The organism is Ignavibacteriales bacterium (assembly GCA_016709155.1).
Lineage (GTDB): Bacteria > Bacteroidota > Ignavibacteria > Ignavibacteriales > Ignavibacteriaceae > JADJEI01.
Window position 1 is genome coordinate 220,213 of the sequence record JADJEI010000001.1, and the last position, 25,273, is coordinate 245,485.

Consider the following 25,273-nt stretch of genomic DNA (forward strand, 5'->3'; position numbering starts at 1 on the left):
TAGCTCACAGATAAAAATAAAATTTCTTGTTATATCTTTTTATCAGTAGATATCCGGCACTGAACGACAGAAAACTGATAAAAATAGTTATTGCCCAATCATTCAGATTCGGGAACGTGCCTAAATAAATTGGTTTCTGGAAAAGTGCTGCAAAATAGGTAAAGGGATGCCATTGCATTATTTTCCCCTGAATTGAATCAGCAGCGAATACATCTTTGTTAAATAAAATGGGAGAGGTAAAAAAAACAAGCGTAAGAAACATTTGAACGAGAGGTTTAACATCTCTAAAAAAAATAAATAACACAGCACAAATCATCCCTACTCCAATTCCAGTGACCGCCCACGGTATTATTGAAAGAGGAATAATTATCAGACTAATTGACCAATCAATTTTTAAATAAGCAAATAGTGTAAATGCTGCTGCCATCGTGAATAATAAATCGAAGCTAGAAACAATCCATCTATTTAATGGAAATGCAAACGGAGACACATACATTTTTTTCAATAGCCACTCACCTCCAACAATTGATTCCATAGCGCTTAGCGCTACCTTTTCAAAATACCTCCATGGAACAAGTGCTGAAAATAGAAAGACTGCATAGTCCTTGATATTCATTTTATTTATTACCGAAAAAACCAGGCTTAGGATTATTAAGTATAATGTTGGTTCGAGAAAATTCCAGAAAAATCCTAAAAAAGTATATCGGTACCTTGTCTTAATTTGGCTTTTCGCATAAAACCATGAAAACCGCAGTGAAGTTAAATCCATCATAAATCCTTTACTGATATTTCTTGATTATAATTATGATTATGATTTTCATTTGATTTAGCAGTGAGGTTTTTCATAAGACAGCTTTTTAATTTTATGCTGTTCAGAGTAAAATCTCCGGATATTTTTTTACCGAGTATAGCATAGCAATAGTCGTCTTTTACCTCTACATTCAAGTCAACATTAATCGAATTTAGATCAGTTATGTCTATTACCATTTTTGCACAACAACTAACTTCTGCTGAATTAAGTGTTGCGTAGTGGTGAACTCTAAGTTCAATTTTATTTTCAAGTCTATTATTGAAGGTATTAACCTGTAATTGAATGTTAAAATTCCTGTTACCATTACTTAGCCAAAAATAATCAGAGTGAAAAACTGTATTATCAGTTTCATTAAAAGTAAATCCTGACTCAAAAAACTCCGCATGATTTTGAAAGAACCGCGACACGCTATTTGGCAGCGAGGAAAACGGATTGATAGACACTTCCTTATCTTCAATCCAGTTTTTATATCTCACAGATCCTTCATAGAGAAATTTTTTAGTTTTATCAAAACCGTGATAAATTAAACCTGTCTGCGCTTTAATTTTCTTTTTTCTCAAAACAAGGCTGATTGACGTAAACGGATATTTTCCGTGTAGTAGAATGGTATGATTAAAGTCAGCCATAATTTTACTGATTATATTTTTATCATCATCTGAACAAATATTTTTAATGTTCGAGGGGAACGGATAATTGGAATTATGCTCACTTAAAAATATGTTCGGTTGTGAACCAACAGAAAGACGTGATTCATTTATAAATTTAGCAAGATATGAAGGTGAAAAAATATAATTATTCGGGTCACGAATAGTTTCATCACCTAAATGAAGTTCTGTGGTAAACACATAGATTCCTTCTTCCTTTAATACTCTCCACACTTCGTCGAGATGTTTTAAAAAATCTTCAAAAGATCCAATGTGCTCCACAGAACAGGATGAATAACAAAAGTCAAAGCTATTATCCTCAAATTTCAAATCACGCATATCCATATTAATAACACTAAGTTTATTTATATCCATGTTAAATGGCATACGCTGTTTTATTAATGCTTCAGGACTATCCGTACGTGCAGTATCCCAGGTGGTTTCCAATTCGTATAGATCTGTAACAGTTAAATGGTTAATTCTTCTTGCGATTGAATAAAGCACTCTTTCGTATCCGCCTCCAACGGATAGACCAATTTTATCCTCACTTATTAGTCCTTGCTTTTCAAGTATATAATAGATCATTGCGAACTCCCATTGTTTACGATGAAACTTTGGCACCTCTTCAAGTTCCTCCCTTATGATTCTATTAAATTCCGGCTCAAACCAATCAGCGCTGTCACATATTTTACTTAATGGCAGCATATTTTCTCCTTCATATTAATATCTTGTTAACTTCTTGAATTATTCGATTAATTGGAATTGTTTCCAGACATGCACTTGATCTCATATTAGTTAATTGACATGCAATATTATCATTGCGCCAGCAAGGCAGGCAGCCAAGTTCTTCCCGAACATCAATAAATTTAACCTTGGGGTAATCTTTGGTTCTCACCTTACCGTCAATTGGTCCAAAAATCCCGAGTGCAGGAATATTCATTGCCCCGGCAAAGTGTATGAATGAAGAATCCGGGGCAACTATTAAACTGCATTTAGCCGCAAGACTAAATGCTTCCCTAATTGTAAAGGAATCAATCTTAAATATATTTTCAGAATTGAATCCATCAATCGGTATGGAATCGAACACTAACACTTTATATTTTTGAGCAAGTCTATTTACAAGTGCTTTCATAAAAGGATAGTCTCTATATACCTCCTCCGAGTGAAGTTGGATCCCAACAACTTGTTTACTGTTTAAATTGAATCTTTCCCAAAAATTATTTGCTAATGTTATTTCTTCTTCTGTTAAGTAATACTTAGGTCTCCGATCCATAAGATAGCGGGATAAAACGTTTATTCCGAATGCTTTTGCGAAAATTTCTATTCGATTTTTTTTAATTCTCGGTGATTTCCTGCTTTCGCTTCGAGATGCCGGACAGTCAGTAAAATTGTAAAATTTATAATATGATAAAAAGTTTATTGGTGCTTCCTCTATATCAACTAATGTGACATCCGGATTATTCTTAAATACTGCGAAGTATCTTTTGGGAATTGCAAGACAGATTTTTTTATGTGGAAATTTTTTCTTTAAAGCGTGAATTCCCGGAGTCATCATGAGTAGATCGCCTATCCCGCCCATCGCACGTGTTATTAGTATTTTATCCTTGTTTAAAAGCGATAAATCTATACCATTATTCCCTTTATAATCTACAATTCTTATTGCTCGATTTTCTTTCACCACGCTTTTTAATAAATCACTTTCATTCCTTCTTATATAATTGAAAAGGAATACGTAACCAAGTACAAAATATTTAGAAATAATATTAATCCATCCCAATCTTATTTTGCTGAAATCTGGTTTTTTATAATAAAGCCAGTGAACTAAAAAAAGTATCTTATTTGAAATACTGATTTCTCGTGTTAGTAATACTTTATATGCTCTCTTATAACTTCTTGATATTTGTCCAGTAAATTGATTTCTATAATCAACATCAGAATAAAAGTGTCTTAACCCGAGAAACAATAATTTTTTATAATATTCCACCTCTCCTGACTTAAGAGCAATTTGACTAAGATTAAAAAGTATTTGTGGAATTATGTTTTTTTCGGTTAAAAGATAGGGCCTCTCAACAAATTGAGTAAGTATCTTATCAGCCAATTCTAAGTTTCCCTTCCGCGCGTAAATCAGTGCAAGCCTGCTTAATAAGTGAAGGTTTATGTCTGGAAATTTATTTGAGCCAAGTAACTGTATCTCATTAATATAATCCTTTGCTTCTTCAATATAAGCAAGGGTAATTAGCTCATCACTCCAATACAAAACTGACTTAAATAATTCACGTGAATAAATATTTTTTTCTTTCGAACAATCAATAAATTGCCTGATTATCTCATCAATGAAATTTTTCTCACTAACTATTGCTTCCTCATTATGTGTTGATTTAAACTTTCTAATTTTCTCTATTCCAGCCCAGATAACCTGGCTGAAAATATCTTTGTCACCTGATATTTTACGTTGAGATGGATCGATTTGCTTGAAGTCATGATAGACTAAATCATATTGACCGGTGAAAGCAAGATAATTCAGTTCTTTTAAATCAAACCTCTTAAAGTTAATTCCTATGGATTCTTTTAAAACTTGAATTTCCATCACATTGTTTTCGATTGATTATATAATAATTAGTTGGTTTAATATTTCTTTTTCTTTTTCAATCAATTCAATTAACTCTTTAAAACGATCGCCATCAAGTTCGCTTCTACTACTTGAATAAAACCGATTACATTGTTCCAATGCCTGTTCATAATTCCCTATTTGGTTTAAACAGCAAATCTCTCTCCATCTGCATTCCATTGCAGTACTAGCATTCTCCGATTGAACTTCCTGATACAGTTTCAAAGCATCTAAGTAATAATTTTGAGCTTCAAGACAAATTGCTAACCAGTATGTTGCATCAGAATAAATAGAATTAATTTGTTGATTCTCAATCCCTATCACCCGCGAATTAAAAAAAGTTCTCAGCGGCTTTGGAATAATTTTTTAAATGCATAAAAATCCAGCCTGCTCTAAAATAACAATTCATCCTGCAAGCAATTTTAAGCGATGCATCCGCTCCCTCTGTATAATAAACAAGAGCTTCCTCGCTCGTATTTCCAAATTGCATTTCAACACACCAGCCGCAGTGGAAAAGGATTTCTCCTCTCTCACCAATATCAAGTTTTAGGCATTGCTGAAATTTTTCATATGCCGAAGAGAAAAACTTCTTTTCCTCCAACTCTACCGCATTTATATATATTTGCTCCAATTGAAATCCTATTAATAATCAGATATTTTATTTTGAACTAATTCAGTCTATGGCGTAACACTCTATAACTCAAGTAGTAATGCTACCGCATCAAAAGGGACAATAGTTGCTGAGGATATTTGCTTGGGAGGATAAATTTTTAAGTGGGTCGAGGGTAAGCTTCAAAAAAACATTTTAATTTTACTTAGCTGTTGCATCGTGTATCAAATTCTAAGTCGGCGGTTATTTAATTTTGGTGTGTAATTTTATTTCTATAATGGATCTAATTCCAATACCCACCCTGGAACGATTAAATTCACCAAATGCTTTATGACTTGTTAATTATAAATTGTACATTGTTAATTGAAACCCTGTGCCCGAAGGGGGACTCGAACCCCCATGGAAGTACATCCACTAGACCCTGAACCTAGCGCGTCTACCAATTTCGCCATTCGGGCAGTTCAATTAACAATTTATAATGATCAATGTACAATTAAAAAAATAAAATAATCAATACTTTAGTGCAACAACTGTGTCCACTCCCCAGGGATTTTCAAATAGAAATTACTGTCACACTGAGCTTGTCGAAGTGTGAACACAATCAAAATTGTCATCCTTCGACAAGCTCAGGATGACAGAAAGATAATTTTTTGAGAAGTCTCTTTAGGTAAATCTTTTTTCTAATTCAAAGTTACTAAAAATTATTCGACATCGAAAATAATTTGTTGAAATTCTGTTTTATTAGTGGGCCGAGGTTTTTTTTTCCCCCGGTCCGTGAAAAATCCCCCCCGGGCCCCCTCCTGTTGGGGGGAGATCCTTACCAGCCGGATTGATCTTCCCGTTTGATCTTTCCTCCCCCGTTATGAATCTCGCAGGTCGCAGGTAAATACTTTTCGTTTATAATGTCAGTATAAGTTTCGGGACAATTATCCGTTGCAATTCTTGGATCACCAAGATTCATAGTTTCCTTACAAAAAGTTGCCTGCACAACCCTTCCGTCAAGATCAAAATATTGAAGAGGAATTTTTAATTCTTTATATGCTGCTTCCATAAACATTGCCCAAATCGGTAAAGCCGCTTTAGCCCCCTGCCCGTACCAATTTGTAAACTTTACGCGGTGATCATCAAAGCCAACCCAAACACCGCCAACAAGCTGTGGCGTATATCCCACGAACCACGCATCGGAAAAGTTTTGTGTAGTGCCGGTTTTTCCCGCAGCCGGGTATTGGAAATATCTTCTAACCCCCGCCCCTGTTCCATAATTAATTACGTCCTGCATCATATCAACCATAATAGATGCGGACTGCGGTGATAGTGCTTCAGTATAATCCGGAGTGAATTGTTCAATCATCACACCATTTCTATCTTCAATTTTCAAGATCGAGATCGGATCAACGTGAACTCCTTTATTCACAAACGTGCCGAATGCAGAAGTAATCTCAAGCGGTGTAAGTTCCGAAGTACCAAGCCCGATTGAAGGATAGGGTGCAAGTGTGGATTTAACCCCCATCCTTTGAGCAAGTCTGATTACCTGGTTAGGAGGCGCAATTTCACTGATTGTCATTCTTCCGGTTATGACATTTACAGAATGCGCAAGCGCCCATCGCAAAGTTTCATATCCGGTATAATCATTATCAGCATTATCCGGCGACCATCCGTTATAATTAAATTTTTGATTTAATAATGTGTAAGCTGGATAGTAACCATTTTCTAAAGCGGTTGCATATACGAAAGGCTTAAATGATGATCCCGGCTGTCGTCTAATTCCAGTGACATGATTTAATCCTCTGCCGAATTCCTGGTTCTCCCCACCTACCATGGCTTTAATCTGTCCATTTGATGGATCAACGACAACAAAACCAACTTCAACTGTAGCAGCATCTTTCTTTACAGAATCAACAAAGCTTGTTCGGTTCTTTAATTGATTATAAATTTTCGCTTTCTGCCCATCACTACTTGCTGAAATATAATGTGGATTATGCTTAATTGCCTGATCAACTAAACTGGCAAGCAAAGTTTTATTTTTATCCCAGCTCCAATTTTTATCAAACAATTCCTGATATTTTTTTATGTGTTCTGCTGCAACACGATTTGCAATCTTCTGCATTCGCATATCGAGCGATGTATAAATATTTATTCCATCACGATAAAAATCAAATCCATGCTTCGTAGCCAACGCGGTCATCTGCTGGCGTACATATTCCATAAAATAAGGAGCTTCACTCTTTACGCCGCTAATTCTTCCGGAAGTCAAAACAATCGGCTGAAGTTTCATAGATTCATACTGAGCTTCGGTCAACTTGCCTGTGACAACCATATTGTACATTACAAGATTTCTTCTTGCTAAAGAATTTTCATAATTTTTTACAGGGTCATAATACTCGGGTGATTTAAGCAATGCAATAAACACAGCCGCCTCCGGCAGAGTAAGTTCAGAGGCTTTTTTATTGAAATAAACTTTAGCAGCTGACTCAATTCCGTAAGCACTTCTTCCAAAGTTTGAAACATTCAGATATAATTCAAGAATTTCTTCTTTAGTGAAATTTTTTTTCAATTTGAATTGCAGTCAGCCACTCACGAATTTTACGCACACCCGTATCAAGCAGATTTTCTCTTCCCTCCTTCAGTTGGTAAAGATTTTTTGCCAGCTGCTGTGTAATCGTAGAAGCACCTTCGCGGGAAAAAGTAAAGACATTTTTGAGCATCGCTTTAAAAAATCTTCCAAGATCAACCCCCCAATGATCGAAAAATTTTCTATCTTCGGTAGAAATCAAAGCATCAGATATAAAGCCCGGCAGGGAATCTATATTAGTTTCAATTCTATTCTCTATAAAAAATTGTCCGAGTAATTCACCATCAGAAGTAAATACTTTGCTTGCAAGCATGGGGCGGGGGTTTTCAAGCTCCTCTAATGAAGGTAATCCTGAATAGATATAGATTGATCCTGCAAGAAACAATAACAAAAAGCCAATGAGAAAAATCTTTTTATAATTCCATCTGTTTATTTTTTTATTATCTTTCAATCTATTTTTGTTCCTGAATTCGGGGTCGTTAAAATATTTTTGAAAATCATTATCACTTATTTTTTTCGCCATCTTAGTTCCAGTTCACTATCTCAAATTTATTATTTTTAAATTTTCCATAACAAGGTGCATCTAACCACGAACCTAAATTGATATAATAGCCCTCTCCTATTTTCTCAAAAGCTTTATTATGCACGTGTCCAAATATAACATAATCAAATCCACTTTTAATTTTGGCATCAGCTTCGTTTAATAAACCATCAGCTTCGCCGTAGTCTTTCTTTGACGTGTATCCCCTGCTTGTTTTGCTTGTGCCGCTTGCAATCGCTATCCCAAGATCGGGATGAATAATTGAATATAATTTTTGGAAAAAGCGATTTCGTAAAATCTTTTTAAGGAGGAGATATCCGTAATCATTCTTTACAAGACCATCGCCATGACCGATAAAAAATTTCTTTCCGTTCAACTGAAATTCTTTTCCAGCCTCATACATTTCGGCAGCAAATTCTGTTTTGAAGAAATCACGATGAAGGAAATCATGATTGCCAATGAAGTAATGAATTTTTATTCCTCTCTCAGCAATATCTGCAAGAGCGGTTAATGTTCGGTAGTATCCTTTCTGATAAACTCTTTTGTATTCAAACCAGTAATCAAAAAGATCACCAACAATAAAAAGTTCATCACAGTTGTCCTTCGCAAATTGAAGAAACCTGACAAGCAATTTTTCTTTTGCTTGTTCGATTTCTTTAGAATGCAAACCTAAGTGAAGATCGGAAATAAAGAAATAAGTTTTGTCCAAGTTTATTATTTCATTTTTAATTAAGAATTATTCGTTGGTATCAACGGTGTTTTCGAATGAAGCTAAAAGCCAGTTGTCATAATCAAGAATAATCTTTGCAGGTTTTTCTTTCACGTTAAAAGTAAATTTCTGATCCCGTTGATTAACATATAAAATTTTGTCTTCAGTAGATTCATCCGAATAAATCAAATGAACTTGAAGTTTAAACTCAAAGACCTTCCAATCATTTTGAACTTGTTCAATATTCAGATGAACAGAATTCGAATCATTCACAATTTCACTTTTCCAAATGTATCGAGCTTTGATTTGATCCTCTCCTTTGTAAACCCATTGTGCAAAAAAGTTTTCAAGATTTTTTTGCTGATCTGCTCAGAGAGAATTTTAAAATCTTCGGTTGAAGCATTCAAATATTTATATTTATTAAAATATTCTTTTAGAATCTTAAAAAATATTTCATCACCGACTTCCCATCTTAACATATGCAGCACCCACGCACCTTTATCATATACCGTTGTACCAAAAAGATTTTCCCCGGGATCATAAAGTTTTCCCTTAAACCGGTCCTGATATTTTGCGAGCATAGTTGACTTCAGCGCATCCGAACCGGAAATTGCTTCATAGTAAAGTGCTTCGGAATAAGTCGCAAAGCCTTCATTCAGCCAAATGTCTTTCCAGGATTTTGGGCCAACAGCATTCCCCCACCATTGATGTGCAAGTTCGTGGATATAAATATCCTCAAAAAAATTATTCCCTGAAACGAAATTAGAACCAATTCCTGTAATTGTTTGATGTTCCATTGCCCCAGCCTGCCATAAAAATTCTGCTACACCATATTTCTCCTTAATAAAAGGATATTCCCCAAATAGCTTTGAAAAGATATTCAACATTTTTGGATGATTTTTAAAATCTTTCTTTGCATCAGATAAGTGATCGGGAAAAACAAAATAATCAACCGACATTGTATCTGATGAATCCTGCGAAATATATTGATCAGAAAATGAAACATAATCGGATGAATAAACACTCACCAGATAAGTCGAGATCGGATAAACAGTTTGCCAGTGATAAGTTTTTCTATTACCCGAAACCGAAACATCAATCAAGTTTCCATTGGAGATTGAAACTTGTGATGAATCATTTGTAATATAAATATCGAGCATAGCTTTATCTGTTGGCAAATCATTACACGGAAACCAGGTGGAAGCAAAATCTGGTTCGCTTAAATTATAAACAACACTTTTTCCATTCAACTTCCCAAACATAAATCCGCCGAGTCCGCTTTTTTGCGGAGTGCCTTCATAAAGTATTTCGAGGATGCAGGAATCTTGCTTCAACTGATTAGCAAATGAAAGCAGGTTATTTGATTGTTGATAGTCAATTTTTTTATGATTCAATTCTAATTTTTTATTTTCATATTATTATAAAAGTTAAAATGAATTGAATCCATAGTTGTGTCATTTAATTTAAATTGAATATTGATAGTGGCAATGAGCAGCTTAGATTCGGGAAATAAATCAAGTTTCAAATCATAATGAAGAACGTCAATATTATTTTGCCCAAGAATTATTTTCTGCTCCGAATTATCTTGAAATGGAAAGTCTTCTAATGAATAGCTGCTGATTGCGCCACCCTGAATAAAAACATTCCAGCCGAGTAAAAAAGAAATAAAAAATGTCAAGCAGGAAATCATCCGGGGATATTTTTTCATCTGATATTTTATCGAAATGGACACAAAAAATTTATTATAAACAATCAATTAATCTTTCAATTCAATTTAATAAAAACTTAAATTGCCAATCAAATCATAATTCAATATATTCTAGGAAAAAATACGGAGGATTTATGCCTTTTCCCGGTTCTTCGATTCTAAGAGATACGATAACAATGATATTAGCTGGTGGTCAGGGAGAAAGACTTTATCCGCTGACTGCTCATCGAACGAAACCGGCTGTACCATTCGGTGGTAAATACAGGATCATTGATTTCGTTTTATCCAATTGTCTTAACTCCGGATTGAGACGGATTTATGTTCTAACTCAATATAAATCTGATTCATTAAATCAACATATTTTTGAAGCTTGGAGTATTTTCAATCCCGAGCTTGGAGAATTTATTTATTCGATTCCACCGCAGCGTAAGCTAAATAATGAATGGTATCTCGGAACGGCAAATGCAATCAACCAAAATATAAATCTCTTTTCTTCCGATAAAAAAGCAAAATGGGTGCTGTGCCTAAGCGGAGATCATATTTATAAGATGGACTACATGAGATTCTTACAATTTCATGTTGATAAAAAATCAGACCTGTCCATTGCCTGCATTGAAGTTCCTCGAAAAGAGGCAAGCCGTTTTGGTATTGTTGGAGTTAATGAAAATAACGAAGTTCAATCATTCATTGAAAAGCCCGCTGATCCTCCCGCTATCCCAAGCAAACCTGAATACTCATACGTGAACATGGGTATCTATGTTTTTAATGCTGAAGTTCTACGTGGAATATTTCAAGAAATGGAAGCAAAAAAAATTAGGAACTATGATTTTGGTCAGGACATAATTCCGTATATGATAAAACAAAACATGCAAGTGAATGCATATCAATTTTTCGATGAGAATAAAAAATCGCATCCTTACTGGAAAGATATCGGAACAATAGAAAGTTATTTTGATGCAAGCATGGATTTGATTTCGGTTAACCCGGATTTTAATTTTTACGATTTAAGCTGGCCAATGAGAACTTATCAATATCAATTTCCGCCTGCAAAAACGGTATCGCACGAAGGCGAGCGCGTCGGTCGTACTCTAAATTCTATTATTTGTGACGGGACTATTGTTTCTGGAGGATTGGTAGAGAAATCTCTGCTCGGTCCAGGTGTTAAGGTTAATAGCTTTAGCTACATCACTGATTCGATCATCATGAGTAATTGCAATATTGGACGACATTCGCGTATTCGAAAAACTATTATAGATAAAAAAGTAATTGTTCCTGAAAGCACAGAAATCGGTTTCGATCTTGAAAAAGATAAAAAAATGTTTACCATTTCTGAAACAGGCATTGTTGTGATCCCAAAAAATTATGTTTTTAAATAACATTATTTTAAAAATGTTATGAATCCTTCACTTGAATCTAAACTCAAAAACCTGCCGGATAAACCCGGTATCTACCAGTTCTTCGGCGATAAGACTAAAATAATCTATGTTGGTAAAGCAAAGAGTTTAAGGAATAGAGTTCGTTCTTACTTTCAGAAAAATCTTGAATCGCCAAAAACCCAGGCACTGGTGAATAAAATTAGAGATATTGAATTGATCGTAACAGATAGTGAGATCGAAGCATTAGTTCTCGAAAACAATTTGATTAAAAAATTCAAACCCAGATATAATGTCAACTTAAAAGATGATAAATCCTTTCCATTTATTAAAGTAACTAAAGAAGCTTTCCCAAGAATTTATTCCACCAGAAATTTAATCAGGGATGGGGCAAAGTATTTTGGACCATATACAGATGTAAAAAATATGAAAGCTTCACTCAAAATTATTAATGAAGTTTTTAGAATAAGAAGCTGCAGACTTGATTTATCTCAAGAAAATATTCAGAAGAAAAAATTTAAAGTTTGCCTTGATTACCATATCAAAAAATGCGATGGACCTTGCGAAGGCTTATATTCACAGCAAGATTATAACGAAATGGTTTCGGAAGCAATAAAAGTTTTAAAAGGTAAAACCGATGATCTGATTCAAGAGTTGAAACAAAAAATGGGGCAATTTGTTGAGGCGTTGGAATTTGAAAAAGCCGCAGAGTTACGGGATAAGATTGAAAAACTTTCAGTACTTTCTTCTAAACAAAAAATTGTAAGTGATGATTTTGAAGATAGAGATATTATCTCGGCTGCTTATGAAGGGAAAGATTCTTCCTGTTCAGTTTTCAATATTAGGAACGGGAAACTTATATCGAAAAAGCAGCTTAGACTTTCAGCAGTGGAAAATGAGGAACTGGCAGAAATATATTCCGCAGCAATAAAGTTTTATTATGCCGACCAAACAGAAATTCCTAAAGAAGTTGTTTTAGAAACCGAACCGGTTGATTCGCTTTTGCTTGAAGAATGGCTATCACAAAAAGCAGAACGTAAAATAAAATTATTTATTCCACAGCGTGGTGAATTGAAATCACTCGTAAAAATGTGTAAAGAAAATGCTATCCTTCAATTGAAAGAAATTCAAATTCAGAAAATGAAAAACCTTGGTAATGCTCCTTATTCTTTATCTGCATTACAAAGAGATTTACGTTTGAAAGTTTTGCCAAGAAAAATTGAATGCTTTGATATTTCAAACATACAAGGAAGCGACAGCGTTGCAAGCATGGTTGTTTTTGTTGACGGAAAACCCAAAAAGAATCTTTATAGAAAATTTATTATTAAAACGGTTGAAGGTCCCGATGATTTCTTAAGCATGCAGGAAGTTATTGGAAGAAGGTATTCAAAATTGATTGAACAAAAAGAACCACTACCCGATTTGATTATGGTTGATGGAGGCAAAGGTCAGCTTTCAAGTGCAGTAGAAATACTGAATAAACTTCAACTTAAAAATTTTAATATAATAGGACTTGCGAAGAGGCTCGAAGAAGTATATTTCCCGGGTAATTCAGAACCCGAATCTATTCCAAAAACTTCTTCCGGTCTAAAATTGTTACAGCAAGTACGGGATGAAGCTCATCGTTTCGCAATAACTTTCCATAGAAAAAGAAGATCAAAACGAACAATAAAGACAGAATTGACGGATATTAAGGGAGTGGGAAGTTCGACGGCACAAAAATTGTTAAAAGAATTAGGAAGTTTGGCAGCAGTCCGTAATTCTGAATTGGTTACAATTGCAAAAATTGTCGGAATGAAAAAGGCAAAACTTTTAAATGATTATTTCAAAATTGAAGAAGTTAAAAATGATTAGAATTTCAGCCGTAATAATTTTTATTTCATCGGTAATTCTCATTCAGAACGACTCTGAAAGAATTACTTCGAACAGTGATGAAGATACTGCAAAATCAAACTCAATTTTTCTTGTAACAGATTTTTCAGGGCTGCGTGATACTGTTTATACAGATAAGCCTTATTTCATCGAAGTTAATCTGAAGACGCAAATGGGTTATTTACATTCACTAAACGATTCAACGAAATCGTTCGGAATTTCGAGCGGAACTGATAGATTATTTGAAGGCGTTAATACTAAGGAAGGGCTTTTTGTGATTCAGTCAATGATGCCGCAATGGCACTCGAGGCAATTCGACAGCACTTTGATGCTTAATTGGATGGGGTTCAATTATGGAATTGGATTTCATGCTTTACTTGGCAAAAGATATTACAAATATCTCGGAGTAAAGCCAAGCTCGCATGGCTGCGTAAGAGTTGGGCGGGAAGATGCAAAAGAAATTTATGATAAAATTGAATTAGGAACCCCGGTGTTAGTCCATAGCGAAAATAATGCGATAACAGTCGCGTTTACAAACGAAAACGAAAAGTATTACCAGCCTGAATATGATTCGTTGAAGAAAATTCTCGACTTTCGTTATAATGAATTATACAGCGGCAGATATTTTTTACAAAGTCATGATAAATTATTAATTGACAGATCGAATGTAAATCATCCCGGAATTCCAGTTGGGGACTCAAAAAGAATTTCGAAACGACAATTGCTTTTACCGGTCTATAATTATGTTGGATTAATTATTCCAGGGATCAAAACACCGGAACAAATTGAGCCAAGGCAAAAAAATGGAAATAGTTTCTTGTTTAATACCACAACCAAATCAATTATTGATCCTAATACATTTCTTTCTGATTAATGTTTATTAATATTTTTTTAAAAAAATCCTGTTGACAAAACAGGGAAATTTTAGTCGTGCAGGAATTTTTTTATTGTTAGATTTGCTTGTGATGAAAAACATTTTTTATTTATTCCTGTTATCTATTTTTCTTATTACAGGCTGTAATTCAGAAGATGGCGATAAACCTGAAACTAAATTTAATAGTGCTCAAATAAGAGAGATAACTATTGAAGCTATTAAAGGAAATGAAGATAAAAATAATCTTCTTTCCGGTGTGATTGATCTTTCTTTGCCTGTCAATCAGAATTATAATAAGCTGCTAATAGATAGCTTGATGGCGGGCAAGAAAAATTCTACTCTCTTCTTTTAGAATTTTCTAACCCCATTTATAATTGTTTTGCTATTTATGACGAATATTTAAAATGTTATCTAATTGATGAATCCATCAATGGTTTTATCAGTACAAATAATTTCACAGTTGGAGACCATAATTTTATTTCGCTGATTGAAAATTTTTTAACAAAAGATACAATTGAAATTCAGCGTGTTTCGATTTATAGAATTAAAGAAGATTCAGTCGAAACTGTTTTTAAAACTTTTACAAAAGCAATATTTCCAAAAGAAGAAATTTCACAGGAGATAAAAACTATCTCGGATAATTTTATTTCAACCCTTATTCGCCAGCCGAATTTGGGTACGAATCCTGTTCTAGCGGATACATTTTTTTACGATCAGAAGCAAAAAAAGTATATCAGCCGGCAATTAAAATTCGAATCAATAATTTTAGAAAAAATTAATGACTATAATTCTTCAGCAAAAAAGAAATCAATCAACAGGTTTGAAGATATTGAATTACTAAGAAACGAGATTTCAAATACTTCTTTTCAACACAATAATAATGAATTGAAAGATTATTCGATAGATATTGATAGTACGTGGCAGGAGATTAATAATTTTTCAATTACTCAAAATTTGAAGAAGGAAATCAAAGGCACAAGGTATGTAAACAATAGATTGGGTACAACTATTTCAGTTGCCAAAATTAACGCGACTGATTCTGCGGAATCTTATTTCAACCAACCCCTACCCAACAAAACAACCGGTGAGTATTACGTACGCTTCAGTAATGCTTTTGAACAAGGTAAAAGCATCTTACTCTTCGTTGAGCATTCATGCAAGAATAAAAAATATATTATAATTCTCGAAGCACCTAAATTCACCTACGCAAAGTATAAAAGTTTATACGAAAATATTTTGAATTCTTTTTTTATAGAATGCTGATGTATAAACTTCTGATTTTCTTAAAAGTATCTAACGACAACAATTTACTTACTCACTTTAAGGAGACAACAATTCCATTGCTTTCTAAAATCGCTGGAGAAGAAGTAAAAATTGCAAAGGTTGAAAACTCTTTGATGTTTGATAGTAGATTTGATTACTTTTGCGAGGTAAGCGCTGAATCTAAAGATAAGATGGATGAAAAAATGGGTTCAAAATCCGGTAAAGAATTAATGCGTGATCTGGCAGATTTTCATAAAAATATTAATTTTCTATTTATTAACTATGAGGGATTAGAATGAATGTGTATCTAATCAGGCATGCGGAGGCTGAGAGAATTTCTCCTCTTATCAAAGACAGCGAGCGAAAGTTAACTGCCGAAGGTAAGTTGGCACTTGAAAACTCAATTAAATTCTGGAAAGCTGCAATTCCACAGATTGATATCTTACTTTCCTCCCCCTATCTGAGGGCCAAACAAACTGCTGAAATTATTTCGAATAACTTCAATTTAACCGATAAGTTTTTTGTTGACAATAAACTTGCACCGGGCTGCAAATCTAAAGATATAATCGAACTTGCTAACATGTTTAAAGTTGAGGACATTGCTTTTGTTGGTCATCAACCAGATTTATCCGAACATTTGGAACTGTTAATAGCAGATCAAAATATTAACATCAGCTTTAAACCTTCTACAATTGCAAAAATAAGTTTTGAGGGAAAAGTTAAACCTCAAAGAGGAACACTTAAATATTTACTCCCAACTAAATTCTTTAAATAAAAAAGGGAGCCAGCCACCCAAATCGCATGCTTACCGCTGCTTCCTTTCGAACCTGACGGAGTTGGGCACTAATTTGTCGACTGACACCCGTAATTATAAAAATTATGTTACAAAAGTTGCAATTATTATTCTCTATTCCAAATTTTCACTTTGTTTTTTTTTATCACTCCAAGAATTTCTTTCCCAAAAAACCCCATCCTGAAATCCCTGAATTGAATTATTTGTTTCGGCAATCTTTAGCCGCTTAAGCGAAATAGCAGCAAACTTTTCATCAAGTTCTACACCGCAAAAATGTCTGTTCATTTTTTTTGCGACCACCGCAGTTGTGCCGGAACCAAGGAATGGATCAAAAATTATATCTCCTTCATTTGAACTCGCTAAAATAATCTTAGCGAGCAACTTCTCCGGTTTTTGCGTAGGGTGATCCGTATTTTCAGGCATTGACCAGAACGGCACTGTAATATCTGTCCATAAATTGGAGGGTGAGTAATTCTAAACTTGCCTTGTGTTTCCTCGCTCCAATCTTTGGGTTTGCCATCGCTGCTTTTATATGGAGCCAAAACTTTTCGTTTGATTTTAACTGCATCAATATTAAATATATAATTATCGGAAACAGTAAAATACCAAATATCTTCCGTACAATTTTTCCAATTTGTTTTTGAACCTCTCCCCTTTTCTCTTTCCCAGCATATCCTATTTTTAACTTTTAAATATTTTGTCCCGATGTTAAAAATAGCTGCTGAAGTTTTCCAATCTCCACAGATGTAAACCGAGGCGGTGGGCCTGAGCATACGAATCATTTTTGACAACCAGGATTCCATCCATTGTTCATATTGAATTTGTGTAAGTTCTTTGAACTTAACAGAATTAAAATTTTTATATAAATTGTATGGGGGATCAATAAAAAGCAGATCTATGAAATTATCCGGTAAAAAATCAATTACCGAAAACAGATCGCCAACTATTATCCTGTTATTTATTTCTTCCCACCTTACCGGTTTATTTAGTCTCAAAAAATGATTTTTTAGCGACTCAAATTCCGAATCAGTAAGGTTGATTGTTCTATTGAGCGGCGCCCTTTTTTTCATCGGTGAGATTCAAGAATTGATATATATATTTCAGCAAACGGCTTTATATTTCTCTTTAAGCATTTCAAGTTCATTAATAAGAATTTCAAAATCATTTGTTAAGTTTTTAATTGAGTCTGATGTTTCTTCTGTAAAAGAATTACTCATTGCAGCTTTCTCTATCTGCTCACAAATTTTTGCCAAATGGTCAATGCCCAAACTTAAACTACTTCCTTTTAATCTGTGCGCATTAAATTTTAATTTTTGTACATCCTGTCTTTTATATGCATCAGTAATATTAGCGGTTGCTTTTGGCAAATCCTTTATGAAAATTTCAAGAAGTTCTACAAGAAAAATAGCATCTTCCTTGGTATTAATATCCGCTAAAAGACTTATTTTTTTCATCCAAAATAGTGGCGGGCAGCTCCTGTTTTTTAATCTGCTCCATTTCATTTGCACTCTCAAGATTTATTAATTCACCCCAATGAGAAAGTTTGGCAACAAGTTCTTCCGCTTTGATAGGCTTACTAAGATAGTCATCCATTCCGGCACGTAAACATTTTTCACGGTCACCTGTCATCGCGTTCGCCGTCATCGCAATAATCTTGGGTTGTTTTATTGACTTATCGAGCTTTCGAATAGCCCGTGTGGCTTCGAACCCATCCATTTCAGGCATAAGAATATCCATGAATATTAAGTCATACTGCATTTTATTAATTGTGTCGAAAGCTTCTCTGCCATTGGAAGCAACGTCAGCTTTGTAACCAATATTTGCCAACATCTTTGTCGCAACCATTTGGTTTACCACATTATCTTCTGCTAAAAGTATTTTGATTGAATATGTTTTGTTTTTTTTGTTCGCTTGTGGAACAGGAGATAAAAACTTTGTAAAAGAAACATCATCTGATTTGTAAATCGCCGATATTAGTGTTCTGAAAAGTTGAGATTGTTTGACTGGCTTCAAAATAAAAGCTGAAAGCTTTGCTTTTTCTAGTTCTTCAAGAGTATCCTTTTTCCCCAGTGAGGTAAGAATAACTATTGGAAGTTTTTCGCCCATCGGATAATTCCTGAACTCCATTGCCAGATGCAGTCCGTCAATATTAGGCATTTAATAATCAAAAATTACAATATCAAATTTTTCACCATCCTTAATTTTGATTAAACCATCCAGCGGATTATTTATGGCAGTTGGAATCATTCCCCAAGTTGTGGTTTGGATAGAAAGGATTTTTAAATTTGTAGGGTTATCATCAACGATTAAAATTTTTTTGCCGGATAATTCAGGCGATTTTCCCGAAAGATAAATTTTTGGAGGAGAAGGTACAGCTTCGGCTTTGATATTAAAATAAAAAGTACTTCCCTTTTCATATTCACTCTCAACGCCAATATCTCCACCCATAAGATTGGTCAATTTTTTACTTATCACTAAACCAAGCCCTGTGCCTCCAAAAATTCTTGTTGTAGAAGAATCCACTTGACTAAATGATTTGAACAGCCTATCCATTTTACTTTTCGGAATTCCAATACCTGTATCTTTAACGGCAAAGTAAAGTTCATAAATATTATCTTCTATCACTCTGGCATTTACAGAAATAAATACTTCCCCCTTTGATGTGAACTTGATTGCATTGCTGATAAGATTTGTAAGGATTTGTCTTAATCGTGTGATATCACCATTTATTGTGACCGGGACATTACTATCAACGAGATATGTGAGATCTATTCCTTTCTCGGATGCTTTTGAAGCCAGGAGTTCGAGTGAATCCTCCACGCACTCTCTAACATCGAAGGCTTGATTTTCAAGTTCAAGTTTTCCAGATTCAATTTTGGAAAAATCGAGAATATCATTAATGATTACGAGAAGCTGCTCACCGCTTAAGCGAATAGTGTTTACAAAATCCTTTTGCTCCTCATTCAAATTTGTATCCAAAAGTAACCCGGTCATTCCAATTACACCATTCATCGGAGTTCTTATTTCATGACTCATTAAAGCGAGAAATTCACTTTTAGCTTTTGCAGCGGCTTGAGCATCAATAAGTGCCTGGTCAAGCTCTTTATTTTTTGTTTTGAGTTCGTTATCAATTTTATTTCGCTTAAGAACAGCACCGATTGTAGATGCCATTGTAATTAAAAGGTCCTCTTCATTCTTTGTCCAAACCCGATCAGTGGTGCAATCATCAAACCCGATAAATCCCCAATAAACTTTATCAATTAATATTGGGACAAGAATTATAGATTTAATATTACTATCTATAAAAATATTTTGTTCAGACAAAGGAAGTGATTTTATCAGAAATTTTAGTGATTTACCTTCTGAAAAATTCTCGTAAAAATTTAATGATGCAAAGCGTGAATAAGATAACTTCTGCAGCATCGGGTTTTGTATTTGAGATTCAATTTTATTGGAAGAGTATTCGTATCTAATTCGGACGTACATTTCACCAGTGTCTTGATAAACCTGATGCTCGTAAATGTAAACTCTGTTAACACCAGCGGCTTTGCCTAATATTTCTAATGCTGCACTAAATCCAGATTCAATTTTTTGTGAGGCGATAAGCTTTCTCGTTGCTTCGGCAATACCATTTAACAAATTATCTTTTTGAGTTAAAAGATACTCTTGATTTTTTTTCTCTGTTACTTCTCTGAAAATACTAAATAAAAGCTTTTTCCCGCTTGAATCGTCAATGAATGAATTTGAAATTTCAACAATTATTTTTTTTTGATTCCATAATTCAACATTTGCTTCAAATTTGCTTCTGAAACCTTCTTCGGAAAATATCTCCCGAAAACGGCTTAATGCTTTTACCTGGAAATTTTCAGCGTATGCTTCGGAAAAATATTTTCCCTCTACCTCACTCTTTTCTTTTCCAATCATTGCTGCGTAAGCATTGTTACACATTTTTACAATTCCATTTTGGTCGGTTATCCGCAGTCCTTCAATTGAATTATCCCAGATTGATTTGAAAATATTTTCTGATTCGTTTAGTCGCTTTTGGTATTCAATTCTTTTTTCAATATTTCTAATTATTCCCTGCCCAACCTTTTTACCATTATCTTCAAATATTTTTCCTGTAATTTCGCACGGGATTTTTAGCCCGTCTTTGCGGACAAGATCAATATCGAATACTATAATTTCTTTATCTCTAAATAATTTTTGAATCAATTTAAAATATTTATCTAAATTTTCTTTCGGAATCACTTTAGAAAAGGGCTGACCAAGAATTTCCCCGGATTCATATCCAAGAAGATCTTTGCAGGATTGTGTAATGAATGAAATTTTGCCAGTCATCGAAATTCTAAAAATGACATCAATAGAAGTTTCGGAAATGAATTGAAGTTCTTGTCGTGATTTATCAAGTTCCTTCAAAAGATTCAGTAGTTGACGTGATTCTTCTTGAACATCAGAAGGCAGTAATTCATTTTCTGAATTAACTCTAAAAATTTCCGAATATTTGTAAATTTTTTCTATGCTGTAGTTGTTGATTTTCAATTCCAAATCTTTTTTGGTTTACTTTTCATCAAATATCGTGCTATTGTTTTTCAACTTAGGAATTCTTTTTTACCGGTAGATACTTCATATTTGGCAAAAAAAATAATAGCCCATCATCATAAGCGGACTTTTCTACCTGCCCACCAAGAAAAAAAGTAATAAGCAAGATCAATTTTACTGATTCGACTGACAGTGATAAAACTTCAGCTCAAAAATTTTCTTAACAATTCTTTGCTCTAATTGCGTGTTCATCATTAGTTAAGTAAGTTAAAAATCACACTTTTACAAAAATTAAACCTTAAGTCTATCTTAAAAACTTAATTACTTCCTTGCCTGATCAATTCTTAATATCTAATTTTGAAATAGAAATATTTAATAATGAAAAGGAAATTCATGAAGCGAACAATCGTTGCAATGCCCGGTGATGGCATTGGTAAGACAGTACTCCCAGAAGCAATAAGAGTTTTAAATGCAGTCGGTTTTGATGCCGAATATGTTCACGGAGATATTGGATGGGATTTTTGGTGCAGCGAAGGAAACGCACTTCCGCAACGAACAATTGATTTATTAGCTGAACATAAAATTGGATTGTTCGGTGCTATTACTTCTAAACCAAAAGATGCCGCTGATAAAGAACTTGATCCATCTCTTAAAGATAAAGGTTACGTTTACTTTTCACCTATCGTTTCTATGAGGCAGCGTTTTAATCTTGATATTTGTATTCGTCCCTGTCAATCATTCAAAGGAAGTCCATTAAACTTTATTCGCAAAGATGGCAAAGGTGGTTACGAAGAACCGATTGTTGATACCGTGATCTTCAGACAAAATACTGAAGGACTTTACGGCGGAGTTGAATGGACAAACCCTCCTAAACAAGTTCGTGATGCGCTTGAAACACATACTAAGATGAAATTCTTTAAAGATGTTCCAAGTGAAGATTTAGCCATCTCAACAAGAATAGTTACAAGAAATGCTTCACGCAGAATTATCCGTGCTGGTTTTGAGTATGCAAAAAAATATGGTTACACAAATCTTACTCTTTGCGAAAAACCAAATGTGCTACGCGAAACTTCAGGCATGATGTTTAAAGAAGCAAAAGAAATTGCAAAAGAATATCCGGGTATTGCGTTATGGGATACAAACATTGATGCACAAATGATGTGGCTTACAAAAAATCCTGAAAATTATGGAGTCATTGTTGCTGAAAATATGTTCGGTGATATTATTTCGGATGGATTTGCAGGATTAATTGGCGGACTTGGTTTTGCTTGCAGTGCAAACATCGGAGAAGAAGTAGCAGTGTTTGAACCAACACACGGCAGTGCACCAAAGTATCAGGAACTTAATCCATCAATCGTAAATCCAATTGCAATGATTATGAGTGCTTGCATGATGCTTGATCATATTGATGAAAAAGCAAAAGCTGATAGGATTAGAAAAGCAATTGCTAACGTTGTTGAAGAAGGCAAAGTTAAAACTTATGATATGATGAAGTTACGCGGCGGTGCAGATGTTTTTAAACACGGAGCGTGCACAACTCAGCAAATGACAGATGAAATCATAAGAAGCCTCCCCAACCCCTCCTAAGGAGGGGCGTTAGGAAAAGTCGATAGAAACTATTCAAATTTGACGGAGAAAAAATGAGCGGAATAGAATTAGTCCTCATCGCGTTAATAATGTTCGTTGCTGCATACAAGTTGTATGGCGGATTTTTATCCAAACGACTTGATGTAAACAACAGCAAAGATACTCCTGCACACACAATGTCTGATGGAGTTGATTACTGCCCAGCTAAAGCACCTGTTTTACTTGGGCATCATTTCGCATCAATTGCTGGCGCAGGTCCGATTGTTGGTCCTGTAATAGCAGCAGGATTTGGTTGGCTGCCGGTTTATCTTTGGGTGGTCTTCGGTTCTATTTTTATCGGCGGCGTTCACGATTATGCCAGTATTATTGCATCAGTTCGTCATCAAAGCAAATCCATTGGGTTTATAATTCAGCAATACATTGGAGTTAGCGGTAAAAAACTCTTCTTAATATTTGCCTGGGCAACTTTGATCCTCGTAATCGCTGTCTTTACAATTATCGTTGCAGATACTTTTACGCATATCCCGAGTGCAGGAACTTCATCAATTTTATTTATGGTACTTGCTGTGTTTTTTGGAATTGCAATTTATAGATTGAAAGTGCCGCTTTGGATTGCAACATTAGTTGGAGTAACATTACTTTTCCTATCGATTCCTGCTGGTAATTTATTTCCTATTCAACTTGATGGTTCTACTTGGCAGTTGTTTTTACTCGCTTACATTTTTATTGCATCTGTAACTCCTGTTTGGATTTTGCTGCAGCCGCGTGATTACCTAAACTCATTTTTTCTTTATTCATTAATGATTGGCGGATTAGCGGGAGTAATCTTTGCAGCGCCGACAATAAATATTCCTGCATTTAATTCTTTTTCATTAGATAAAGTTGGCTATCTTTTCCCTGCTTTGTTCGTTACAGTTGCTTGCGGAGCAATTAGCGGATTCCATTCAATCGTTGGAAGCGGCACAACTGCAAAACAGCTAAACAAAGAAACCGATGGAAAAATTGTTGGTTACGGCGGAATGCTGATTGAAGGAATGTTGGCTGTACTTTCTCTGATTGCAGTTGCATCGATGGTTAATAAAGAATTTATTGATATACTAACAACAAAAGGTCCTGTTCCTGCATTTTCACTTGGTGTTGCAAGATTTATTCACGCAATTCCAGTTTTTAATTTTTCTGTTGAATCAGCTCAAACATTTACAGCACTTGCTGTTTCTGCATTCGCACTTACTTCACTTGATACAGCAACACGTTTAGCAAGATTTATGTTTCAGGAATATTTTGAGGATAAAGAAAGTGAAAAGAAATCTATCTTCGTAACAAACAGATATGTTTCAACAGCGATAACGGTTGCATTTGGTGCAGCCTTAACTTTTAGCGGACAAACAATGTCAATCTGGCCTGTGTTTGGAAGTGCTAATCAATTACTTGCAGCACTTGCATTACTTGCACTTACAGTCTGGGTTGCTAATCTTAAAAAAGGATTTTTATTTGTTTTGATTCCAATGATTTTCATGTTTGCAGTTACACTTACTGCACTCGGAATGTTAATCTATACAAATTTTATAGCAACTAATTATACATTATCAATTATTTCAGTTTTACTTTTTACGCTTGCAGTCTTACTTGGAATAAAGGCTTATGGAGTTTTAACTAATGGAAAAGATTTAATTAAAGAAACAATTTAAAACAATAGAACGCAGATTTCGCAGGTGAAGCGGATCAGCGCAGATCAGCCTGATCTGAGTAATCTGCGTTCCATTGACCTAACAGAGGAAATCGGATGAAAGAAAAAGTTTTAAAGATATGGCCAGAAATTAATTGGATAGAAAATTCAGAATTAAGAGAAAAAGTTTTGAGTTGCTGGATTTATGCAATTGAAAACTCAGTTTTATCACCAGAAGATTTGGAAGTAATTCCATTTTCACTTCTCATTAAAGATTGTAAAATATCTTTTATGAATCATAAACGTACAGCGGTTCAACTATCTGTTGATATTGCAAAGCGAATGAAAGCAAATTTTGGCGAAGAAATAAAAATCGATATGAATATATTAATTGCTGGCGCAATTTTAATCGATATTGGAAAACTTATTGAGTACGATAAAATAGATGGAAAACTTGTAACAAGTAAAGCTGGTCATCTTCTTCGTCATCCATTCAGTGGCGTTTCGATTGCAGATCGTTTTGGTTTGCCTTATGAAGTTCAGCATATTATTGCTTATCATGCAAAGGAAGGTGATCTGGCAAAACGAAATGTTGAAGCAATAATTGTTCACCATGCAGATTTTGTAAGTTTCGATCCGTTTAAAGCGTGATTTCTTGATCGTCATTGCGAGTGAGTCTTCGAACGAAGCAATCTATCTTCTTGAATGTCATTGCGAACGAGTCCTCGAGTGAAGCAATCTATGATACAAAATGAAAAATTATTGCATATACATTTTAACAAATAAAAATAATACAGTTCTATATGTTGGTGTAACAAATAACCTTACTAGAAGAATTTGGGAACATAAATCAAAATTGATTGAAGGATTTACTAAGAAATATAACATTGATAAACTTGTATATTTCGAATCGTTTGATAATCCGAGGGATGCAATTAAAAGAGAGAAACAATTGAAAGCAGGATCAAGAAAAAAGAAAATTGATTTGATTAACAAGATTAATCCTGAATGGAAAGACTTATACAATTTTGAAATAATTTATTCATAGATTGCTTCTCCCGACTATCGTCGGGATCGCAATGACATTCTTATTGGAGAATAAT

The 25,273-nt window shown here is 34.4% G+C and carries 23 protein-coding genes, 1 tRNA gene, 1 other RNA gene and 2 pseudogenes; 11 read left to right on the forward strand and 16 right to left on the reverse strand.

All coding sequences use genetic code 11. The features are described from left to right. Nucleotides 1-4: 4 nt before the first annotated feature. The 11 genes and pseudogenes from IPH11_01180 to IPH11_01230 all read right to left on the reverse strand — a co-directional run bounded on the left by IPH11_01180 (nucleotide 5) and on the right by IPH11_01230 (nucleotide 10,203). A complete protein-coding gene (locus IPH11_01180) occupies nucleotides 5-769 on the reverse strand; it encodes an ABC transporter permease (GenBank protein ID MBK6912348.1) in 765 nt (254 codons plus the stop codon). Then, the gene (locus IPH11_01185) at nucleotides 769-2,160 is read right to left on the reverse strand and encodes a class I SAM-dependent methyltransferase (protein MBK6912349.1); all 1,392 of its coding nucleotides are present in this window, start codon (nucleotides 2,158-2,160) and stop codon (nucleotides 769-771) included. Before IPH11_01185 ends, IPH11_01180 begins: the two co-directional genes overlap by 1 nt. A gap of 10 nt (nucleotides 2,161-2,170) precedes the next feature. Beyond that, nucleotides 2,171-4,042, reverse strand: coding sequence for a glycosyltransferase family 9 protein (locus IPH11_01190; GenBank protein ID MBK6912350.1), 1,872 nt, complete (start codon nucleotides 4,040-4,042; stop codon nucleotides 2,171-2,173). An 18-nt stretch (nucleotides 4,043-4,060) separates the two neighbouring features. Then, complete coding sequence (locus IPH11_01195; protein MBK6912351.1) at nucleotides 4,061-4,387, reverse strand: hypothetical protein; 327 nt, start codon at nucleotides 4,385-4,387, stop codon at nucleotides 4,061-4,063. A 7-nt stretch (nucleotides 4,388-4,394) separates the two neighbouring features. After that, entirely contained in the window at nucleotides 4,395-4,694 is a 300-nt protein-coding gene (locus tag IPH11_01200) for a hypothetical protein (GenBank protein MBK6912352.1), read from the reverse strand. 353 nt (nucleotides 4,695-5,047) lie between these two features. After that, nucleotides 5,048-5,131: transfer RNA gene (locus tag IPH11_01205), tRNA-Leu, on the reverse strand. A gap of 359 nt (nucleotides 5,132-5,490) precedes the next feature. After that, nucleotides 5,491-7,768, reverse strand: a pseudogene (locus IPH11_01210) (PBP1A family penicillin-binding protein). A 1-nt stretch (nucleotide 7,769) separates the two neighbouring features. After that, nucleotides 7,770-8,504 (reverse strand): UDP-2,3-diacylglucosamine diphosphatase, encoded by a 735-nt coding sequence (locus IPH11_01215; GenBank protein ID MBK6912353.1) that lies wholly within the window; start codon nucleotides 8,502-8,504, stop codon nucleotides 7,770-7,772. 18 nt (nucleotides 8,505-8,522) lie between these two features. Next, on the reverse strand, nucleotides 8,523-8,768 hold the full coding sequence (locus tag IPH11_01220) for a hypothetical protein (protein MBK6912354.1): 246 nt from the start codon (nucleotides 8,766-8,768) through the stop codon (nucleotides 8,523-8,525). Then, nucleotides 8,765-9,889 carry a M1 family metallopeptidase gene (locus tag IPH11_01225; GenBank protein MBK6912355.1) on the reverse strand — a complete coding sequence of 375 codons (1,125 nt, stop codon included), beginning with the start codon at nucleotides 9,887-9,889 and terminating at the stop codon, nucleotides 8,765-8,767. The genes IPH11_01220 and IPH11_01225 overlap by 4 nt, the downstream gene beginning before the upstream one ends. A gap of 2 nt (nucleotides 9,890-9,891) precedes the next feature. Next, entirely contained in the window at nucleotides 9,892-10,203 is a 312-nt protein-coding gene (locus tag IPH11_01230; GenBank protein MBK6912356.1) for a hypothetical protein, read from the reverse strand. A 134-nt stretch (nucleotides 10,204-10,337) separates the two neighbouring features. On the opposite strand from IPH11_01230, the gene glgC reads away from it, so the two are divergent. From glgC to sixA, 7 genes are all read left to right on the forward strand, one after another. Then, nucleotides 10,338-11,579: a glucose-1-phosphate adenylyltransferase gene (glgC, locus tag IPH11_01235; protein MBK6912357.1), complete on the forward strand. Its 1,242-nt coding sequence runs from the start codon at nucleotides 10,338-10,340 to the stop codon at nucleotides 11,577-11,579. Between the two features lie 18 nt (nucleotides 11,580-11,597). Continuing rightward, entirely contained in the window at nucleotides 11,598-13,430 is a 1,833-nt protein-coding gene (locus IPH11_01240) for an excinuclease ABC subunit C (protein ID MBK6912358.1), read from the forward strand. After that, nucleotides 13,423-14,322, forward strand: coding sequence for a L,D-transpeptidase (locus tag IPH11_01245; GenBank protein ID MBK6912359.1), 900 nt, complete (start codon nucleotides 13,423-13,425; stop codon nucleotides 14,320-14,322). The genes IPH11_01240 and IPH11_01245 overlap by 8 nt, the downstream gene beginning before the upstream one ends. A gap of 31 nt (nucleotides 14,323-14,353) precedes the next feature. Continuing rightward, entirely contained in the window at nucleotides 14,354-14,674 is a 321-nt protein-coding gene (locus IPH11_01250) for a hypothetical protein (GenBank protein ID MBK6912360.1), read from the forward strand. 320 nt (nucleotides 14,675-14,994) lie between these two features. Next, entirely contained in the window at nucleotides 14,995-15,585 is a 591-nt protein-coding gene (locus tag IPH11_01255) for a hypothetical protein (protein ID MBK6912361.1), read from the forward strand. Continuing rightward, nucleotides 15,585-15,884 (forward strand): hypothetical protein, encoded by a 300-nt coding sequence (locus IPH11_01260; GenBank protein ID MBK6912362.1) that lies wholly within the window; start codon nucleotides 15,585-15,587, stop codon nucleotides 15,882-15,884. The genes IPH11_01255 and IPH11_01260 overlap by 1 nt, the downstream gene beginning before the upstream one ends. After that, nucleotides 15,881-16,360: a phosphohistidine phosphatase SixA gene (sixA, locus tag IPH11_01265; protein ID MBK6912363.1), complete on the forward strand. Its 480-nt coding sequence runs from the start codon at nucleotides 15,881-15,883 to the stop codon at nucleotides 16,358-16,360. Before IPH11_01260 ends, sixA begins: the two co-directional genes overlap by 4 nt. Here sixA and ffs read toward each other — a convergent pair. From ffs to IPH11_01290, 5 genes and pseudogenes are all read right to left on the reverse strand, one after another. Continuing rightward, an RNA gene (gene ffs, locus IPH11_01270) (signal recognition particle sRNA small type) lies at nucleotides 16,359-16,452 on the reverse strand. The two genes, sixA and ffs, sit on opposite strands and share 2 nt — an antisense overlap. 40 nt (nucleotides 16,453-16,492) lie before the next feature. After that, nucleotides 16,493-17,448 (reverse strand): annotated as a pseudogene (locus IPH11_01275) (site-specific DNA-methyltransferase). 30 nt (nucleotides 17,449-17,478) lie between these two features. Further along, nucleotides 17,479-17,832, reverse strand: a complete 354-nt coding sequence (locus tag IPH11_01280; protein ID MBK6912364.1) for an Hpt domain-containing protein — start codon at nucleotides 17,830-17,832, stop codon at nucleotides 17,479-17,481. After that, nucleotides 17,801-18,535, reverse strand: a complete 735-nt coding sequence (locus IPH11_01285) for a response regulator (GenBank protein ID MBK6912365.1) — start codon at nucleotides 18,533-18,535, stop codon at nucleotides 17,801-17,803. The genes IPH11_01280 and IPH11_01285 overlap by 32 nt, the downstream gene beginning before the upstream one ends. Then, nucleotides 18,536-20,917: a PAS domain S-box protein gene (locus IPH11_01290; protein MBK6912366.1), complete on the reverse strand. Its 2,382-nt coding sequence runs from the start codon at nucleotides 20,915-20,917 to the stop codon at nucleotides 18,536-18,538. Between the two features lie 393 nt (nucleotides 20,918-21,310). Between IPH11_01290 and IPH11_01295 the strand changes: the two genes are divergently transcribed. From IPH11_01295 to IPH11_01310, 4 genes are all read left to right on the forward strand, one after another. Further along, complete coding sequence (locus IPH11_01295) at nucleotides 21,311-22,504, forward strand: isocitrate/isopropylmalate dehydrogenase family protein (protein ID MBK6912367.1); 1,194 nt, start codon at nucleotides 21,311-21,313, stop codon at nucleotides 22,502-22,504. Between the two features lie 53 nt (nucleotides 22,505-22,557). Next, a complete protein-coding gene (locus tag IPH11_01300; GenBank protein ID MBK6912368.1) occupies nucleotides 22,558-24,192 on the forward strand; it encodes a carbon starvation protein A in 1,635 nt (544 codons plus the stop codon). 95 nt (nucleotides 24,193-24,287) lie between these two features. Beyond that, the gene (locus IPH11_01305) at nucleotides 24,288-24,821 is read left to right on the forward strand and encodes an HD domain-containing protein (protein MBK6912369.1); all 534 of its coding nucleotides are present in this window, start codon (nucleotides 24,288-24,290) and stop codon (nucleotides 24,819-24,821) included. A gap of 100 nt (nucleotides 24,822-24,921) precedes the next feature. Beyond that, complete coding sequence (locus IPH11_01310; GenBank protein MBK6912370.1) at nucleotides 24,922-25,218, forward strand: GIY-YIG nuclease family protein; 297 nt, start codon at nucleotides 24,922-24,924, stop codon at nucleotides 25,216-25,218. The last annotated feature ends 55 nt before the right edge of the window (nucleotides 25,219-25,273 follow it).